The sequence below is a fragment of the Enhygromyxa salina genome, assembly GCF_002994635.1.
GTDB lineage: Bacteria > Myxococcota_A > Polyangia > Nannocystales > Nannocystaceae > Plesiocystis > Plesiocystis salina_B.
Genome location: NZ_PVNL01000139.1, coordinates 143,038 through 161,216 on the forward strand (window position 1 = coordinate 143,038; position 18,179 = coordinate 161,216).

Annotated in this window: 16 protein-coding genes; 9 read left to right on the forward strand and 7 right to left on the reverse strand. The window is 67.6% G+C overall.

The features are described from left to right. Positions 1-70: 70 nt before the first annotated feature. Positions 71-1,084: a UDP-N-acetylglucosamine 4,6-dehydratase (inverting) gene (gene pseB / locus ENSA7_RS38705; RefSeq protein ID WP_244924055.1), complete on the forward strand. Its 1,014-nt coding sequence runs from the start codon at positions 71-73 to the stop codon at positions 1,082-1,084. A gap of 3 nt (positions 1,085-1,087) precedes the next feature. On the opposite strand, the gene ENSA7_RS38710 is transcribed toward pseB, so the two are convergent. Continuing rightward, a complete protein-coding gene (locus ENSA7_RS38710; protein WP_106094460.1) occupies positions 1,088-1,735 on the reverse strand; it encodes an RNA polymerase sigma factor in 648 nt (215 codons plus the stop codon). 180 nt (positions 1,736-1,915) lie between these two features. Here ENSA7_RS38710 and ENSA7_RS44680 point away from each other — a divergent pair, with 180 nt between their 5' ends. The 3 genes from ENSA7_RS44680 to ENSA7_RS38735 are packed head-to-tail and all read left to right on the forward strand — an operon-like array spanning position 1,916 to position 6,068. After that, positions 1,916-2,557 (forward strand): hypothetical protein, encoded by a 642-nt coding sequence (locus tag ENSA7_RS44680; protein ID WP_181234533.1) that lies wholly within the window; start codon positions 1,916-1,918, stop codon positions 2,555-2,557. Between the two features lie 32 nt (positions 2,558-2,589). Then, positions 2,590-3,255 (forward strand): hypothetical protein, encoded by a 666-nt coding sequence (locus ENSA7_RS44685; protein WP_181234534.1) that lies wholly within the window; start codon positions 2,590-2,592, stop codon positions 3,253-3,255. Between the two features lie 41 nt (positions 3,256-3,296). Continuing rightward, on the forward strand, positions 3,297-6,068 hold the full coding sequence (locus ENSA7_RS38735) for a serine/threonine-protein kinase (RefSeq protein WP_106094464.1): 2,772 nt from the start codon (positions 3,297-3,299) through the stop codon (positions 6,066-6,068). 17 nt (positions 6,069-6,085) lie between these two features. Here the strand turns inward: ENSA7_RS38735 and ENSA7_RS38740 are convergent, their stop codons facing one another. The 3 genes from ENSA7_RS38740 to ENSA7_RS38755 all read right to left on the reverse strand — a co-directional run bounded on the left by ENSA7_RS38740 (position 6,086) and on the right by ENSA7_RS38755 (position 8,814). After that, a complete protein-coding gene (locus ENSA7_RS38740; RefSeq protein ID WP_106094465.1) occupies positions 6,086-6,328 on the reverse strand; it encodes a hypothetical protein in 243 nt (80 codons plus the stop codon). A 46-nt stretch (positions 6,329-6,374) separates the two neighbouring features. Next, a complete protein-coding gene (locus ENSA7_RS38745) occupies positions 6,375-7,196 on the reverse strand; it encodes a hypothetical protein (protein WP_181234535.1) in 822 nt (273 codons plus the stop codon). A 100-nt stretch (positions 7,197-7,296) separates the two neighbouring features. After that, entirely contained in the window at positions 7,297-8,814 is a 1,518-nt protein-coding gene (locus ENSA7_RS38755; protein ID WP_181234536.1) for a vWA domain-containing protein, read from the reverse strand. A gap of 114 nt (positions 8,815-8,928) precedes the next feature. On the opposite strand from ENSA7_RS38755, the gene ENSA7_RS38760 reads away from it, so the two are divergent. After that, positions 8,929-9,228, forward strand: a complete 300-nt coding sequence (locus tag ENSA7_RS38760) for a rhodanese-like domain-containing protein (protein ID WP_106094469.1) — start codon at positions 8,929-8,931, stop codon at positions 9,226-9,228. A gap of 79 nt (positions 9,229-9,307) precedes the next feature. Here ENSA7_RS38760 and ENSA7_RS38765 read toward each other — a convergent pair whose 3' ends face one another. The 3 genes from ENSA7_RS38765 to dnaG all read right to left on the reverse strand — a co-directional run bounded on the left by ENSA7_RS38765 (position 9,308) and on the right by dnaG (position 14,740). Beyond that, positions 9,308-10,948 (reverse strand): vWA domain-containing protein, encoded by a 1,641-nt coding sequence (locus ENSA7_RS38765; RefSeq protein WP_181234537.1) that lies wholly within the window; start codon positions 10,946-10,948, stop codon positions 9,308-9,310. Between the two features lie 152 nt (positions 10,949-11,100). Beyond that, positions 11,101-12,870, reverse strand: a complete 1,770-nt coding sequence (rpoD, locus tag ENSA7_RS38775) for an RNA polymerase sigma factor RpoD (RefSeq protein ID WP_106094516.1) — start codon at positions 12,868-12,870, stop codon at positions 11,101-11,103. Between the two features lie 28 nt (positions 12,871-12,898). Next, complete coding sequence (gene dnaG, locus ENSA7_RS38780; protein WP_106094471.1) at positions 12,899-14,740, reverse strand: DNA primase; 1,842 nt, start codon at positions 14,738-14,740, stop codon at positions 12,899-12,901. Between the two features lie 373 nt (positions 14,741-15,113). On the opposite strand from dnaG, the gene ENSA7_RS38785 reads away from it, so the two are divergent. The 4 genes from ENSA7_RS38785 to nadC all read left to right on the forward strand — a co-directional run bounded on the left by ENSA7_RS38785 (position 15,114) and on the right by nadC (position 17,992). Next, positions 15,114-15,404: a hypothetical protein gene (locus tag ENSA7_RS38785; RefSeq protein ID WP_146158646.1), complete on the forward strand. Its 291-nt coding sequence runs from the start codon at positions 15,114-15,116 to the stop codon at positions 15,402-15,404. 88 nt (positions 15,405-15,492) lie between these two features. Further along, positions 15,493-16,350, forward strand: a complete 858-nt coding sequence (gene mrtZ / locus ENSA7_RS38790) for a myxosortase MrtZ (RefSeq protein ID WP_106094473.1) — start codon at positions 15,493-15,495, stop codon at positions 16,348-16,350. Beyond that, positions 16,347-17,132: an HAD family hydrolase gene (locus tag ENSA7_RS38795; RefSeq protein WP_106094474.1), complete on the forward strand. Its 786-nt coding sequence runs from the start codon at positions 16,347-16,349 to the stop codon at positions 17,130-17,132. The genes mrtZ and ENSA7_RS38795 overlap by 4 nt, the downstream gene beginning before the upstream one ends. Beyond that, the gene (nadC, locus tag ENSA7_RS38800; protein WP_244924056.1) at positions 17,129-17,992 is read left to right on the forward strand and encodes a carboxylating nicotinate-nucleotide diphosphorylase; all 864 of its coding nucleotides are present in this window, start codon (positions 17,129-17,131) and stop codon (positions 17,990-17,992) included. Before ENSA7_RS38795 ends, nadC begins: the two co-directional genes overlap by 4 nt. Positions 17,993-18,179: the final 187 nt, after the last annotated feature.

Genomic DNA, 18,179 nt, shown 5'->3' on the forward strand with positions numbered 1-18,179 from the left:
AGCCAGCCACTGGGTCCAGCCGCGCCTGCTGAGTTGACACGGCCGGGTGTGGCTCTGAGGATGCTCCGCAATGGCCTCGCTCTGGCCCCCCCTCATGGACACGCCGCCGGATCTCTCCGGCAAGGTCATCCTCGTCACCGGCGGCACGGGCTCGTTCGGTCGCGCCTTCGTCACGCGGGTGCTAGCGCAACATGCGCCGGCCAAAGTGATCGTGTTCTCGCGCGACGAGCAGAAGCACTACGTGATGCAGCGCGAGCTCGATGATCCGCGCCTGCGCTACTTCGTGGGTGACATCCGCGATCGTTCACGTCTGCTGCGGGCGCTGCGGGGCGTCGACATCGTGGTCCACGCGGCGGCGATGAAGCACGTGCCGCTGGCCGAGTACAACCCGATCGAGGCGATCCGCACCAACGTCGACGGCGCGGCCAACCTGATCGACGCGGCGCTCGAGCGCGACGTCGAGACCGTGATCGGCCTGTCGACCGACAAGGCCGCGAGCCCGGTCAACCTGTACGGCGCGACCAAGCTGTGCATGGAGAAGCTGCTGGTCGCCGCCAACTCCTACAGCGGCAGCGACGGCCCCAAGTTCAAGCTGGTCCGCTATGGGAACGTGGTCGGCTCGAAGGGCAGCGTGCTCCCGGTGTTCTTGCAGCAGCGCGAGACCGGCACGCTGACCCTGACCGACCCCACGATGACGCGATTTTGGATCCGCATGGACCAGGCGATCGACCTCGTCATGCTGACCCTCCAAGACGGCCGGGGCGGCGAGGTCTTCGTGCCCAAGATCCCCGCCTGCACCGTCGCAACGCTGGCCGACGCGGTCGCGCCCACCGCCGCCAAGCAGGTGATCGGGATCCGCCCCGGCGAGAAGATCCACGAGCTGATGATCACCACCGACGAGTCGCGCAACGTGCTCGAGTACGACCGCCACTTCGTGATCACCCCCAGCTTTCCGTGGTGGGGCGGGCCCAAGCGCGAGGGCAAGCCCGTCGAGCCGGGCTACCAGTTCTCCAGCGACATCGCCGAGCAGCTCGACGTGCCAACCGTCGCGGCCATGCTCCGCGAGATTGGCTACAGCGTGTAATTGCTACGAGCTGGTCGCGCGCTTGACCAGGAGCTTTTGCCGCAGCGAGTCGGCCCAGCCCTCGAGGTTGGCGATCGTGCTCTCGAGCTGCTGGGGAGACTCGGCGAGCTCCGAGAGCGCGGCCTCGAGCAGCTGCTTGGCGCGGCGGATGCGACCACGCACGGTCCCCTCGGGCACCTCGAGCACCTGCGCGAGCTCCGAGCCCGACATGTTCTCCCAGTAGTAGAGCTCGAGCGTGATCTGGTGATCCATCGGCAGCCGGCGCAGCGCCTGCAACAAGAGCTCTTGCTCGCGCTTGTCGGCGACCAACAAGCTGGGGCCAGGCCCGAGGTCGTGAACGGAGACCACCAGCGGATCGAAGCGCGCGTCGTGGTAGCGCTTGTCACGGTAGTAGCGGCGGAGCACGTTGCGCGCCACGCCGAACAGGTAGCCGCGAAAGCTGGCGTCGCCACGGAACCGGTCGCGGCCTTCCACGCACGCGAGGAAGGTTCTTTGGATGAGATCGTCGACCTCGTTGGGCGCCTTGTTGGCGAAGAACCGACAGATGCAGTCGAAGTGGCGGTTGAACAGCTCGTTGCCAGCCCGCGCGTCTCCATCCCGCCAGCTCTCGAGCAGGTCGATGTCCGACTTGGCCGCGGGTACCTGCGCCATGCGAGCGCGATCCTAGCAGTGCGGAATCTTCCCGCCCAGCGCTGGGCTTTGGCCTAGAGGACAGTTGCCGGAGGACGATCGATCCGCAACGCTCGTGGTACATCTACCTCGGACACCTACTAGCTACGGACGGGGCCCCGGGGCACACCCACACCCCCTCCGGTCCACGAGCGACTTACCATGAGCATTTTTTCCCGGCCCCTCACGTGCCCTTCTTCACGCCGAACCCTCGCGGGGATCGCGGGATTTAGCGTCCTACTGTGGCTGCCCGTGACCGGCTGTGGGTTTGCGAAGATCGAGCCCGAGGAGATCGACATCGCCGATGAGAGCGGCACCGGTGGGCTCACCGGAGCTGAGGCGACCGGCGATGAAGCCGGGACCGAGGGGGCCAACGACACCGGTGGCGACGGCGACGGTGATCCGAGCGGCGATGGCGATGGCGATGGCGACACCGACAGCGGTGACGGCGACGGCGACGGCGACACCCCTTGCGACGCCCTCACCACGACAGAAGTGTTCGACGGCGCGAACCCAATCGACGTCCCCGACGGCATGTCGCTGCTGCAGGGCGAGTGCGACGGAGCCGGGCCGGAGGCCATGTTCGTCTACACCGCCGCCGCGACCGGCACGATCCAGGTCACCCTCAGCAACGCCACCTTCGAGGGCGCCGTGTACTTCATGAACGCGCTGTGCGAACCACTCGACTGCGAGCCCGCGCCACAGATCCTCGAGCTCGACGTGACGGCCGGCGAGGTCGTCTACATCTTGATCGACTCGTTCACGGTCGGCGGAACCGGCAGCCTCGAGATTACGCCTGTCTAATATTTACTACTTTGATCTTGCAGGGACATGACATGACCAACTCAGCAAAATTTGGACTCTCGGGCTTGATCCTCGGCGGCGCGCTGGCGCTGCCAGGGTGCCTCTTCGACAAGATTGAGCCCGAAGAGATCGACTTCGTCGACGAAGGCGAGTCCGGCGGCGACGGCGGCACAGGCGAGGGGAATACGGGCGACGGCGACGGCGACGGCGACGGCGACCCTGGTGGCGACGGAGACGGTGATCCCGGCGACGGCGACGGTGATGCCACCGGCGACGGCGACGGCGACGACGAGACCGGCGACGGCGACGGCGACGGCGACGGCGACGGCGACGGCGACGGCGACGGCGACATCCCCTGCGCCGAGCTCCAAGCCGAGCCCCTCGTCGAGGGCGACAACGACGTCGCCCTCGCCAACGTGATGTCCTCGTTCGAGGCCTCGTGTGGCGCGCCTGGACCCGACGCGCTGTTCAGCTTCACGGCCCCATCCGACGCGAGCTTCTCGTTCTCGCTCAGCAACGCCGAGTTCGAGGGCGTCATCTACCTCGCGGGCCCGACCTGCCTGCCGCTCGAAGAGCTCGACTGCCAGCCCGAGGGTCAAGACATCGTCTACCCCATGCTCACCGACGAGGTCGTCTACGTGATCGTCGACTCGTCCATGGATCCAGGCGCCGCGACCGTGACGATCACCGCCCTCTGATCACCCCAAGCCCTCGCACAGGGGATCTACACTTGTCCCAGGTGACCAACGACGGCGAGTCCAGCCATGAGCTACGCCCGTCGCTCGAGCGCACGCAGAGCGACAGCGACGGGGATCATGCGCTCGCTGAAGCCGGGCGCGCGGCCCCGGTCCGGGTCGCGGCGCTCGACGCCGAGCACCTGCGCAACGCCGTCGCGTCCCGCCTGTTTGGCACCGCCGCCGAGCCGGTCAAGATCGGCAAGTTCACGGTGCTCAAGCGGCTCGGCGCGGGCGGCATGGGTGTCGTGTATGCGGCCTACGACACCGAGCTCGACCGCAAGATCGCGATCAAGCTGCTGCGCGGCGTCGACGAAGAGGGCGCCCACCTCACCCGGCTCAAGCGCGAGGCGCAGGCGCTCGCCAAGCTCTCGCACCCCAACGTCGTCCACGTCTACGAGATCGGCACGTTCCGCAGCCAGGTGTTCGTGGCCATGGAGTTCATCGAGGGCGTCACCCTGCGCGACTGGGAGCCCGAGGACCAGCCGGGGGTCGTGCAGCTGATCGTCGAGAAGTTCAGCGAGGCCGGTCGCGGGCTCGCGGCTGCCCACGCCGCTGGCCTGGTGCACCGCGACTTCAAGCCCGACAACGCCCTGGTCGGTGACGACGGCCGGGTCCGCGTGCTCGACTTTGGCCTCGCGCGGGGGCTCGAAGAACAAGAGCTCGGCGGCGAGTCGACCCTCGATCAGAGCCAAGAGCTGCTCGAGTCGCACGACTCGACCTTGCGCCAACCCCTGACCCGGACCGGCGCGATCCTGGGGACGCCGGCTTACATGTCGCCCGAGCAGCACGTCGGCAACCGAGCCGACGCCCGCAGCGATCAGTTCGCGTTCTGCGTGGCGCTGTGGGAGAAGCTCCACGGTCAGCGGCCGTTTCGGGCCAACGGCCTGCGCCAGCTCGCGATCAAGGTGCTCGACGGCCGGATCGAGGAGCCCGAGCACAGCCAACACCCGGTCCCCCAGTGGCTGCGCAGGGCGATCGAGCGGGGCATGGCCGTCGATCCCGACCAGCGCTGGCCCGACATGAACTCGCTGCTGATCGCGCTCTCGGGCGACCCGCGCAAGCGTCGGTGGTGGGTGGTCGCGGGCGGGCTGCTCACGACCCTGGCGATCGGCGGGACCGGCTGGGCGCTGACCCGAGATCCAGCCCCGAGCCCCTGCGAAGGAGGCGAGCGCGAGCTGGTGGGCGTGTGGGACGACGAGATCCGCGAGCGTGTCCACGCCTCGTTCTCAGCCACCAACGCGCCCTACGCCGACAACGCCTGGCTCGGGACCTCGCGCCACCTCGACGCCTACGCCGACGAGTGGGTGATCATGCACCGCGAGGTCTGCGAGGCCTCGGTCGTGCGCCAAGAAGAGAGCCCCGAGCTGTTCGGACGCAAGATGGTGTGCCTGGGGCAGCGCCTCACCGAGCTCGAGCAGCTGACCAAGCTGCTCGTCGACGTCGACGCCGACGTGCTCAGCCGAGCCGTGGTCGCGGCCAGCAGCCTCGCGCAGATCCAGAGCTGCGCCGACGAGCGCTCGCTGATCTCCGACGTCGACGACGTGCGGCTCGACGAGCTCGAGCGCCTGCTCGCCAGCGCCAACGGCCGCAAGGCGCTCGGCAAGTACAACGAGGGCCTCGACATCGCCCAGCAGGCGCTCGCGCTCGCGCAGACGATCGGCACCCCGCACGGCGAAGCGCGGGCGCTGTTGTTGCTCGGCGACCTGCAGTCCAAGCGGCGCAAGACCCCCGAGGCCAAGCAGAGCCTGCGCGAGGCCCTGCGCCGGGCCGACGTCGCGGGCGACGACGCGACCCGGGTCGAGGCGCTGACCCAGCTGATGCGGGTCTCGTTCCTCGAGCACGACCTCGAGGGCGGCGAGGCGCTCGCCGACGACGCCCGCGCGGCCCTGGCCCGGCTCGGCGACGCCCCGCTGCTCGAGGCCGACTTCTTCTTGCACTACGCCTCGCTGGCCCTGGCCCGCGGCGAGAACGAGCGCGCGGGCGAGTACCACCGCCGCGCGCTCGCGATCCGAGAGGCGCAGCTCGGCGCCGATCACCCGGAGGTTGCGATCTCGCTGACCAACATCTCCAACGCGCTGCTGGCCCAGGGCGAGCACGAGCTCAGCGAGCAGATGGCCCGCCAGGCGTTGGCGATCTTCGAGGCCCAGCTCGGCTCGGATCACCCCTACACCGCGGCCTCGCAGAACAACCTCGGCAACAGCCTGCTCGAGCAGGGCCGCCACATCAATTGGGACGACCCCGCGCGGGCCCGGCCGTACTTCGAAGAGGCCGTCGAGCACTACCGCAAGGCCGTGAAGATCCGCGAGGCCAACTCCGACGGCGAGCACCCCTCGGTCGCCGTCAACCTTCACAACCTGGCCGAGGCCCAGCGCTGGCTGGGCAACTACCTCGACGCCCGCCGAGACCTCGAGCGCTCACTCGAGATCAAGCGCAAGCACATGGACGAGGATCACCCCTCGGTGCTGCTGACGATCACGGCCCTGGGTCGGGTGCTGACCGAGCTTGGCGAGAGTGAGGCCGCGCTCGCGCTGCTGCGTTCGGCCGCGGATCCCAGCAAGCAACAAGAGCGCTCGCCCGACGTGATCGCCGAGTCGTTGTTTGCGCTCGCGCGGGCCGTGCAGCTCGCGGCTGCCGACGGCGATCGCAAGCAGGCCACGCTCGAGGCCCACGCGCTCGCAACCGAGGCCCGGGCCGACTACCTCGAGGCCGGCGAAGACTTTCGCGGCGAGCGCGAGCAGGTCGAGCGCTGGCTGGCCGCCAACCCGATCGACTGAGCGGCTGCTCAAAATCTCTAGGCTTGCCTGGCCCGGCTCACGAACGCGATGAGCACGCCCAACGCGAAGGGGCTCACGAGGATCGCGGCCAACGCGAACAGCCCGAGCAGGCAAGCCCCGCCCCACATCAATCCGCAGGCCCGTCCGAGCAGGATGACGCCGGGGACGACGAGCCACCACCGCCTTGCGGCCAGGTAGACTGTCTCACGAACGCGGACCAGCCACGGGGGCGCGACGCTCGGATCGAAATCTGTATCCATTGGAGTGAGTGTGCTCCGTGCGGGGCTTCCGCGCAATCGCGAGCTTCTACTCGAAGGTGCAGATCCCCCGCATGTTGCCCTCGCCGTCGGGCGACCCGTGCGGCTGGCAGCGGGCCCCACATTGGCATTGGGTCCCGCCGATCAACGTCGAGTCCACCCAACAGCGGTTCACGCAGTAGTTGGTGTCCCCCACGGTGAGGTAGCAGGTCCCGGCCGCCGAGGTCTGCGGGTGCTCCGGGCAGTAGTTGGCCAGGCCCGAGCACTTCGGCGCGCACACGCTGCCCGCCAGCCCAAACGGCTCGATCAACGCCAGCTGCGGCGAGTTACCGTGCGCGGGACACTGCCCGTCGACGACCGGCCCGTAAGGTAGCGTCGGGTCGAGCTCGTCGATGGTGCAGTAGCTGTCCTGACACTCGTTCGCGGTCGGGTGGTCTTTCACGGCGTCAGTCAGGCCGTGCACACACGCCGAGTAGCAGGCCTGCGCTTCTTCTTCGGTGCTGTCGCACCAGCATGATCCCCCTTCGCCGTACATGGCTTCGGCGGACTCGAGCTGCTCGGGGTCGATCGCTCCGAAGCATGTCAGGTACTTCAAGCACTTGTCGGGCGCGTCCCAGCACTGGGCTTCGCCGTCTCCATCGCCATCTCCATCGCCATCTCCATCGCCGTCCCCATCACCGTCGCCCGTCTCGGTCTCGGTCTCGGTCTCGGTCTCGGTCCCCGTCTCGGTCTGGGTTCCCGACTCCGACTCGGTCTCGGGCGCCGCGGTGTCCAGGCTGCCCGCCGTGTCGCCGTTGTCGGGCGGCTCGGCGCACGCGGTTCCGAGCAAGGCGAAGACGACGATCCATGAAGCTGACGCTGAAGCTTGCACGTCAGCCGAATAGCACACCCTAGAGCACCGATCGCCTCTACTAATTTGCGCTCGCAAACCCTGTGACACGCAGACTCGCCGCTTGGCGAGCCCCTCGCCGCTACAGCGCGTCCAGGATCTGCTTGATCTCGTCGAGATCCGCGTCTCCCGGCAATACCGCCTGCGCCGCCGCGATCGCTGCATACGCCGCGTCAATCGCGACGCCTGCTTCCGTGAGTGTGCCCGACTTGATCGCAATCAATGCGTCCACATACGCGATGATCGCCGCGCCCTTCGCCATCCGACTCGCGTCGCTGTCGAGCAGCTGCGCGAAGCTGTAGCTCTGCGACACCTCCATGCTCTCGAAGCTGCTCACGTCCTCCCAGGTGGCGGTCACCGTGATCTGTGCGGCCTCGTCGATCAGCTCCGGCGCGCAGGTCACCAGCTCCTGCAAGAACACCATCGAGTCATTCGGCGCGAGGTGCTGCGGCTCGACCTCCTTGGGATCCGACGACAGCTCCTCCCCAGAGAATTTCACGATCTCGAACCCAGGCGGCAAGCTCAGCTCGACCTGAACGTTGCGCGCCGCCAGCCCCATCGTGCTGATGAAGTTGGTGTTGAAGGTGTCCCAGGCCTCAGCCTCGTTGGTGATGAACACCGAGGCGCCCTTGCCCGCGTCGGTGACCACGTCCATCAGATCGTCGTTGTAGGTGCCGACCAGATCGACCCCCGCGCCGACCAGGTAGATCCCGTCCGAGCCCCCGTAGTTGGCGCTCTCGGCGATCAGCTCGATGTCCGTCACGCCCGCGTTGGCGCCACCGTCCGAGATCAACACCAGGCGATTGAGCGCGTTGATGTCCCAGGTCTGCTGGGCCAGCTCGTAGCCCGAGGTCAGCCCGCCGTGGAGATCGGTCCCACCGCCAGCGGTGAGCGCCTCGATCTTGTCGAGCAGCTGCGGATCATTGGGCCCGGTGACCGCGTAGCCGGCCAGCGTCCACGAGTTTTGGGTGTCCCACTCGACCATCGAGACCTTGTCGCCCTCGCGCAGGCTGGCCGCGATCGCCCGGCAGCTGTGCTCGAGCAGCTCGATCGGCTCGCCCGACATCGACCCCGAGGTGTCGAGCACCAGCGTGATGTTCATCGGCGGCCGCTCGGCGTCGGTCATCTCCTCGCTGGTGACCCCGAGCTGCAGTTGGTAGTGCGGCGCGTCCTCCGGGAACCCTTCGAGCATGCGCAGCTCAGCGCTCAGCGCCAGGCTGCCGTCGTCGGCGGGGGCATAGTCGAACGAGTAGTAGTTCATGAACTCCCACGGCCGGATCGCCACGGGCCCGAGCCCGAGCCCATCGACCAGGACTCGCTCGCGCACCTGCACCGGGGAGCTCATCGAGTTCGAGTCGTCGGGCGAGAGGTACAAGATCACGTCGTCGACGTCGTTGCACAGCGGCTCGCCAGTGTCGGTCTCGGTCTCGGTCTCCTCTGTGGGACCCTCCTCGTCGGGGATCACGGGTTCGTCGCCTCCCTCGGCGCCGCCGTCCTGCCCGCCGCCGCTCTCGCCCCCATCGCCCGACGTGTAGTAGCCCTCGTCGCCGAACGAGGAGCCGTCGTCACCGCAGCCGGCGAGGCTGACGGTCAGGGTCACGAGAGCGAGGGCACAGGGAAGCTCGATACGTTTCATGGCAAGGTCGCGTTCGGGGTACGGTTTGGATGTATCCCCAGCGGCACGTTTGGATCATCTTGGGTTATCGTCCCGCCCATGCCCCTGCCCGATGGAGACTCCAAGCTCGCCCACAAGCTCGTCGAGGACGGCGCGCTGCTGCTCGACGTGCGCACCGAGGCGGAGTACGCCGAGCGCCACCTCGACGGCTCGCTGCTGATCCCCCACACCGAGCTGCCTGCGCGCATCGCCGAGGTGCTAGATGCCCAGGGCGGGGACAAGAGCAAGCCGATCGTGGTGTTCTGTCGCCGCGGCGGCCGGGCGGAGGTCGCCAAGGCGGCGCTGCTCGCGAGCGGGTTCACCGAGGTGACCAACCTCGGCTCGATCGACGCCTGGTGAGGGGGTCTCAAACAAACGAAAACACACAACCCCCGCCGAACGGGAGTTGTGTGCTCGGTGCAGCCACCGTTGCTGAGCTCTAGGGGTTGAGCTGGGCCAGGATCATCGCGATCTCGAGCAAGTCGTCGTCGTTGGGACGCGCTGCCTGGGCCGGGCTGATCGCTGCAAAGGCGGCGGACAGCGCCGCGGTCTTTTGGGCGTCGTTCTGGGCCTTTTGGTAGGCCTTGAGCGACTCTGCGTAGGCCAGGACGGCGGCGCCCTTGAGCAGCAGGCCCTGATCCATGCCGGCCAGGTCACCAAAGGTCCACGACTGCATGATCTGCTTGGACTCGAAGGTCCAGGGGTCTTCCCAGGTGGCGACCACGGTGATCTCGGCTTCGTCGTCGACGAGCTCGGGGGCGCAGGTCTCGATCTGCTGATGGAACACCATCGCGTCGTTGGGGGCGAGGTGCTGGGGCTCGACCTCCTTGGGATCGCTCGAGAACTCCTCACCGGAGAACTTCACGATCTCGAAGCCGGGCGGCATGGTCAGCTCGACCTGGACGTTGCGGCCGGCGATCGCCATGGTGTTCTCGAAGTTGTCGCCGAACACCGACCACGCCTCGGCGTCGTTGGGGACGAAGACCGAGGCGCCCTTGCCTGCGTCGGTCACGTCGTTCATGAGCTTGTCGTTGTAGTTCGAGTCCTTGGCGACGCCGACGCCGACCATGTAGATCCCGTCGGACCCGCCAAACGCGGCGTTCTCGGCGATCAGGTCGATGTCGGTCACGCCCGCGTTGGCGCCACCGTCGGAGATCAACACGATCCGGTTGAGCATGTTGATGTCGTAGGTCTGCTGGGCGAGCTCGTAGCCCGAGACCAAGCCGCCGTTTAGATCCGTGCCGCCGCCCGCGGCGAGCTCCTCGATCTTCTCGGACAGGACCGCGTCGTTGGGCCCGGTCACCGGGTAGCCGGCCAGGGTCCAGACGTTCTCGGTGTCCCACTCGACGATCGAGACGGTGTCACCAAAGGCGAGGTTGGCCGCGATCGCCCGGCAGGTCTCCTTGAGCAGGTTCATGGGCTCGCCGTTCATCGAGCCGGAGGTGTCGAGCGCCAACACCAGGTTCATCGGCGGGCGCTCGGCCGGGGTCATGACCTCGCTGGTGACCGCGAGCTGCAGCTGCCAGGTCGAGGGCTCCCCCTCGAGCGGCTGCATGTTGGCGAACAGCGCGAGCTCGCCGTCCTCGGCCGCCGGGTAGTCGAACCCGTAGTAGTTCATGAACTCCCACACGCGCACGGGCACGCCGGACAGCGAGCCCGAGCCGTCCGTCAGCACGCGCTCGCGCACCTGCACGGGCGAGCTCATCGAGTTCGAGTCGTCCGGCGACAGGTACAAGATCACGTCGTCGACGTCGTTGCACAGCGGATCGCCGGTCTCGCTCTCGCTCTCACTCTCGCTCTCGTCGCCGTCGCCGTCGCCGTCGCCGTCGCCGGTGTCAGCGTCGCCGTCGCCGTCGCCGTTGTCCCCGTCACCATCGCCGCCGGGATCGCCATCACCGCTGTCGCTGCCGGAGTCGCCGTCGCCGTCGCCGTCACCCTCGTTGCCCTCGCCACCGGTCTGGCCGCTGGTCTCACCATCGCCCAGACCCGACGCAGCGCCGTCGTCCGAGAAGCCGTCGTCACCACACCCCGGCAGGGCCAGAAGCGCGAAAATGGGCAGTGAAAGGAAGAGGGAGTTCAAATTATGGCGTCGCATGGGTCTTACCGAAGGGAGGTTCCTTCCCCTGGTACCCCGACGACCCTGATCCGATCACTCCCGATCACTCCCGATCACTCCCGATCACTCACGATCACTCACGATCACTCCGATCACTCCCGATCACGCCAAACAGCTCAGGTGCTCTCGACGAACGCCTTGAGGCGCTTGCTGCGGCTGGGATGCCGGAGCTTGCGCAGCGCCTTGGCCTCGATCTGGCGAATTCGCTCGCGGGTGACCGAGAAGTCCTGTCCGACCTCCTCGAGGGTGTGGTCGGAGGTCTCGCCGATCCCAAACCGCATGCGCAGGACCTTCTCCTCGCGCGGGGTCAAGGTCGCGAGCACGCGGCGGGTCTGGTCGGCGAGGTTGATGTTGATCACCACCTCGGACGGACTGACGGCGTTCTTGTCCTCGATGAAGTCACCGAGGTGCGAGTCTTCTTCCTCGCCGATCGGGGTCTCGAGCGAGATCGGCTCCTTGGCGATCTTCAAGACCTTGCGGACCTTGTCGAGCGGCAGCTCCATCTTCTCGGCGATCTCTTCCGGGGTCGGCTCGCGGCCGAGCTCCTGGACCAGGCTGCGGCTGGTCCGGATCAGCTTGTTGATGGTCTCGATCATGTGGACGGGGATCCGGATCGTCCGGGCCTGATCGGCGATCGCCCGGGTGATCGCCTGCCGGATCCACCAGGTCGCGTAGGTCGAGAATTTGTAGCCGCGCTTGTACTCGAACTTGTCGACGGCCTTCATGAGGCCGATGTTGCCCTCCTGGATCAGGTCCAGGAACTGCAAGCCGCGGTTGGTGTACTTCTTGGCGATCGAGACAACGAGTCGGAGGTTGGCCTCGACCAGCTCCGCCTTGGCCTTGTCGGCCTGGCGGCGCGCGGTGGTCAGCTCGGTGTGCAGCTCGAACAGCTCGGACGAGGTGATGCCGGTCTCCTCGACGACCTGCTTGATCCGCTTGTCGGCGATCTTCATCCGCGCCTCGATCTCGTGGAGCTCGGACGGGTGCAGGCCGAGCCGACGGCACAGCTTGAACTCTTCTTCTTCGCTCAGGCGCGCGCTGCCAAACAGACCGCGGAGCTCGGTCAGCTCCATGCCGGCCCGCTTCTCACACATCGCGAGATCGGCCGTGGACTTCTGCAGGCGGTCGACGATCGAGTTGAGCTCCTCGACCATGCCGTCGATCGGTCGGCGGGCCAGGAACATCTCGCGGATGTCGTCGGCGATCCCGGCGTGGTGGTCGTCGATCTGCTGCTCGACGGTCTTACCCCGCTCCTTGGCTGGCTTCTCCACCGCCTCGGCGGCGGCCGTGCGCAGCTTCTCGACGTCCTTTTGGTGGCGCCGGATCTTCTCGAGCTGCTTGGTCATGTTCTCGAACGCAGCCTCCTGGTTGATCGGCGTGTCCTCTTTTTGGTTGGGCCCGTCGTTGGGGGTGGCGATCTGCACGACGTCTTTGATCCGCAGCTGCCCGCGCTTGATCTGGTCGAACATCTCTTGCACGTAGGGCACCGCGACCGGGCTGCGCAGCACGATCGAGAGGACCTGCATCTCGCCCTGCTCGATCCGCTTGGCGATCTCGACCTCACCCTCGCGGGTCAGCAGCGAGACCGAGCCCATCTTGCGCAGGTACATGCGAACCGGGTCGTTGGTGCGCGCGGTCTCGGACTCTTCTTTGTCGCGGCGACGCGCCCGGGCCTTGGTCTTCTTGGTCGCCGGCTCGGCGTCGACGATGTTGACGCCGGCGGCCTCGAGCTGCTTGCGCCACTCGCCAAGATTCTCGTGGTTCACGACATCCGGGGGGAGCAGCTCTCGCAGCTCATCGACGGTGACATGACCCTTCTTCTTGCCAAAGGCGACAACGGCCTTCTTGATCTTCTCGACGTCTACGGGGCGGTTCTTGCCGGACATGCGATGCTGGACCTCTTGCGGGCTCAAGTCAGTTGGGGCGGGAACGAGACGGGGGCTCGAGCTTGCCCTTGATCTCGTAAAGTTCGGCGAGTAGCTCGCGGGCGCGGTCTTGATCGCCGCGGGCCATGGTCTGGGAAATTTGTTGCTCGAGCCGGTGGCGGGTGGCGAACAACACTTCGCGCTCACACAGGGCGAGCGCGGCCTGCAGCGCGGCCTTGGGATCTTCTTCGTCGGAGAAGCTCGGGCTGCGGCGATCCGGGGTGAACAACAGGTGCAGCGCGTGGCGCTGGCTGGGATCGACGAGCTCGAGCAGCTCGCCTGCGCTCGGGCGAGGCTCGCCGTTCTTGGCGGCCTCGATGGTCCGGCGAACGATCGGACCGAGGCGGTCATCGGTGACGTGATTCAAGACTCCCTCGCGCTCGGCCACGCGCGCGAGCTCCGGGCGATCGACCAACAACGCGGTGACGCTCGCCTGTCCGCTCGGCAAAGGCTTGACCGGGCGCATGGCCGCGGAGTGTTGCATATCCGCCAAAAAATGCGACCTCTGGCCATTCTCGATCGACCCCCTGATCTTCGCGACAGGTACGTTGAGCATGTCCGCCGCGAGGTCGGCGTAGGTCTCTCGGGCCGATTGCCGGCGCACATGTCGTAATAGCGGCAACAGCGCATCGAGCGCTTTTTCTTTGGCCTCGACTGATCGCAGCGCCCCCTTGGCGATCATGCGGTCGACGAACCACAAGATGGCCGGGCGGGGACGAGCGAGCAGGTTGTCGAGCAACTCGGCCGAGGTGCTGTCGGGGTCCTCCCCCGGTTCGAGCGCCGCAATACGGACATCCATGCCGATCTCGAGCAACAGCGGGAGCGCAGCGTAGGCGGCCTTGGCCCCGGCCCGGTCACCGTCGAAGCACAGCACGATCGTGTCGGTGAACCGGGCCAGCAGCTCGCATTGCTGCTTGGTCAGGGCGGTGCCCAACGCCGCGACGGTCTCGATGTAGCCGCGCTGGTGCATGGCGACCACGTCGATCTGGCCCTCCACGAGGATCCCGCGCTCGCGCTCACGCATGTTCGATCCGGCGGCGTGCAGACCGAACAACGTTTTCGACTTTTTGTAGAGCAGCGACTCTGGCGAGTTGATGTACTTGGGTGCCTTTTGTCCGTCGTCGGTCTCGGCGAACGCGGGCAGGACCCGACCCGAGAACCCGAGCACCCTTCCGCCTGGCGCGAGGATCGGGAACATCAGGCGACCCCGAAATCGATCGTAGTAGCTGCCGCTCCGCTGGCTGCGCGCGACCAGGCCGAGCTGCTCGGCGACATCGAGCGACAGTTGCTTGGATTGCAGCTCTCGCGCCAGCGTGTCCCAGCCGCCCTCCTCGGGCGCCGGGGCGTAGCCGACGCGGAAGCTCTCGCTGGTCTGGGCATCGATCCCGCGCTGCTGCTGGTACGCGCGCCCGGCCTCGCCGACCGGCTCGTCGGTCAGGACCCGGCGGAACAGCTCGGCGGCGCAGGCATTGACCTGATAGGCGTCCTCGCGCTCGCGCTCGCGCTGCTCGGCCCGCCGCACGTCGCCCGTGCTCTGATCCGGCATCGCCACGCCGACCCGCGCGCCCAGGGTTCGAACCGCCGCCAAGAACCCGATGCCCTCGACCTTCTGGATGAAGTCGAACACGTCCCCCCACGCGCCGCAGCCAAAGCACTTGAAGCTGCGCCGGACCGGGTCGACGTAGAAGCTTGGGCTCTTCTCGTCGTGAAACGGGCACAGGCCCTTGAATTGCTTGCCGGAGCGCTTGAGCCCGACGTGTCCGCCGACGACATCCGCGATGTCAGTCTGCTCGCGGATCCGCTCGATGATCTGCTCTGGGATCGCCGCCATCGGTGAACGAGCGCCGACGCGACGCCCAGGGCAAGCATCCCCACAATCTCGAAAATCGCAAGTCGGCGAGCGCCACGTCGGTCTGGCGGCGTCGTTGGATGCGTCCGCGGGTCGCCGCCCCCACGCCCCACGACGCACCGGTCAGCGCCTGCAAACACCGTGCGCGAGCGCGGCCACCCGAACGGTTGGGGGCGCGGACCCACGCCAGCGCCACCGCGCTGAACCGTCGAAAATTTGCTGAGGCCGGGCGACCCATGCAACGGGTCTGGGCATGGTCCACGTCACCAGTTCCGCCGCCCACGCTCCGCACACCGAGGACACCGAGGCGAACCGACGCGGTAGCGGTCGGCGCGCGCGTTCGCGCGATCGTCTGATGGATCGGGCTAGCCAGCCCTACGCGCCCAACCCCGAGCTGGCCAAGATCCGCCACGTCGAGAACCTGATGATGTTCATCGACGACGACCTGCGCGAGACGGCGCTGTCGATGGAGCGAATCGAGCGCTACCTGATCTCCACCCTCGAGATGCTCGAGGCCGACCACCTGGTGCGCGCCGACGTCCACGCGTTGGCCACGGACGTCGACGTGCTGGATCAGATCGACCTGCTCAACGAGAACCTCGAGAGCTTGCGGCGGCGAGTCGCCCGGCTCGCGCACGTGCTCTGAGGGCGGGCGCCGCTCGACTGTCCATGAGATCAATCGTGAGCGCGGCGACCCTTTCCCTGGGCGGCCGCTTCACGTAGACCGCACACAGGTGAGCGAGCCGGCCCAGCCAGTCGAGGTGTCTCCCGAGCAGGCGCGGACACTCGCCCGCAAGGCGCTGCTCGCGACCGTCGGGCTCTACGGCGGCTACGCGCTGGTCCGACAGATCCCGGCGCCGCCGCTGATCGCCGAGTCGCTCGGCGTCGTGCTGATCGCGGGGTTCTACTTTCTGCCCGGCTTCATGCTGCGCAACCAGCCCGAGCTGGCCAAGCGCTGGCAGGTCGGCCCGGACGTCCCGATCCCGCCGTGGCGGCGCAGCGGCTGGCGCTGGGCCCTGTACGCTGCGCTGGCGATCTTTCCCCTGTTCGCGCTGCTGACCTGGGGCTTTTATTGGCAGGTCTGCCAGGGCGATCTCTCGCTGCTCTCACCCGTGCTCGCGGTCGAGCGCCTGACCCCCGCCGACGGCAGCCTCGCGCGGTTCTTGGGCCGACAGTGCCGCGCCCACCCCGGCGGGTTCTGGCCGCGGGGCTTCTACGTGCCGATCGCGTGGGTCGAGTACTACGGGCTGGGGTTCGTGCAGGCCGTGGCGGTGGGGCTGTTCGCGATCGCGCTGCCCGAAGAAGTGTTTCATCGCGGCTACCTGATGAGCGCGCTGGAGCAACGCTGGCCGCCCACGCGCAAGCTGTTCGGGGTCCCGTTTGGCTGGGCCGCGATCATTTCGAGCGTGCTGTTTGCTCTTGGCCACCTGGTCGCCTCGCCGAGCACCGCCCGCCTCGCGACCTTCTTTCCCTCGCTGGTGTTCGCGTGGCTGTGGCGGCGAAGCGACAGTCTGTGGGCCCCGGCGCTGTTCCACGTGGCCTCCAACCTGTTGATGGATGTGCTGCTCGCGAGTACCTTCGCGCCACGGTGAGCGCTGTCGTGAACTCGAACATGGACGCGGACCCCACTCCCAGTCAGGTCGCGGCCTTCTTCGACGTCGATCACACGCTGCTTGCCTGCAACTCGGCGCGCAAGTGGGTCGAGTACTTGTGGCGCAATGGCAAGATCTCGGTCGCCGCGACGCTGCGCTCGGTCTGGTGGCTGGCCAAGTACCGGCTGAGCGTGCTCGACTACGAAGACGTCACCAAGAAGGTGCTCGCCGACTACGCCGGGCAGTCCGTCGCAGAGCTCCGCGCCGAGATCGAAGCCTGGTTTCACAGCGACGTCGAGCCGTGGATCTGCGTGGAGGGGCGCGAGCGCGTCGAGTGGCACCGGGCCCAGGGCCACGTGTTGGTGCTGCTGACCTCGGGTACCTTCTTCTCGGTCGAGCCGCTGCAAGAGATCCTGGGCATCCCACACCTCGTGTGCACCCAGCTCGAAATGGAGGAAGGCAAGCTGACGGGCAACTACTACCCGCCCAGCTGCTTTGGGCCGGGCAAGCTCCGGGCCGGTCTCACGTTCGCCGAGCAGCACGGCATCGATCTGGATCGCTCGTACTTCTACACCGACAGCTACTCCGACCGGCCGATGCTCGACCGGGTCGGGCACCCCAAGATCACCAACCCCGACCCGCGGCTCAAGGCCTGGGCGCAGCGGCGCGGCATGGCCTGGGAGCAGTGGCATCCGCAAGGGGTGGACCCCACGCAAGCGGTGCCGCCAGGTGGCGCCGCCAGCAAGCCTTCGGCGCCCAAGACTGTCGGGGGACAGGCGTGAGCGGTCGGGGTGAGCTCGCCGAGCTCGGCGACATCGATCGGATCATCGCGGCCGCGCTCCACGAAGATCTCGCGTCGGGCGACATGACCTCGCGGCTGACGGTCCCGGCGCTGGCGCCGGCCAATGGCCGGATCATCGCCAAGCAAGCGCTCAGCTTCTGCGCCGGGCCCGTGGTCGTGCGGACCTTCGAGCAGGTCGACCCCGCGGTCACGGTCGAGCTGTGTGTCGGCGAGGGCGATCGCGTGAAGCCGGGCACCGAGCTGGTCCGCCTCGCCGGGCTCGCCCGCTCGCTGCTGGCTGGCGAGCGCACCGCCCTGAACTTGCTCGGCCGCGCCTGCGCGGTCGCGACCCTCACCCACGCCTACGTCGAGGCCGCCGGGCCCACCCTGCGGGTCGTCGACACCCGCAAGACCATGCCGGGCCTGCGCGCGCTCGACCGCTACGCCGTGCGCATGGGCGGCGGCCACAACCACCGCAACGACCTTGGCGCCGGGCTGTTGATCAAAGAAAACCACATCCGCTGCGCCGGCTCGGTCGACGCCGCGGTTCGGGCCGCCCGCGAGCACGCCTCACACGCCGTCCGCGTCGAGTGTGAGGTCGAGACCCTGGCCGAGGTCCGCCAGGCGATCAGCGCAGGCGCCGACGTCTTGTTGCTCGACAACATGGACGACCAGACCCTGCGCGAGGCCGTCGAAATCGCCCGCCAACAAAATGATCGCGTGCTGCTCGAGGTCAGCGGCGGGATCACCCTCGCGCGGCTGCCGACCCTGGCCACGATCGGCCTCGACCTGGTCAGCGTCGGCGCGATCACCCACTCCGCCCCAAGCGTGGACATGTCTTTGCTGTTCGAGCTGCCCTGACCCGCTGTAAATGACCCCCACAGAGAGCTTGCCCTTCGCCGACTGCAGCCGCTGGCGCGTCTGGTCGCTTCGCTCCTCGGGACCGTTTGCTCGCAGGCGCATGTGTGGCCCCCTGGGAGGGGGCTCTGAGCACATTTTCCGCTACGCAAAAATCTAGCCAAAGGTTCGCGCGCGCTGCGCGGCCCAT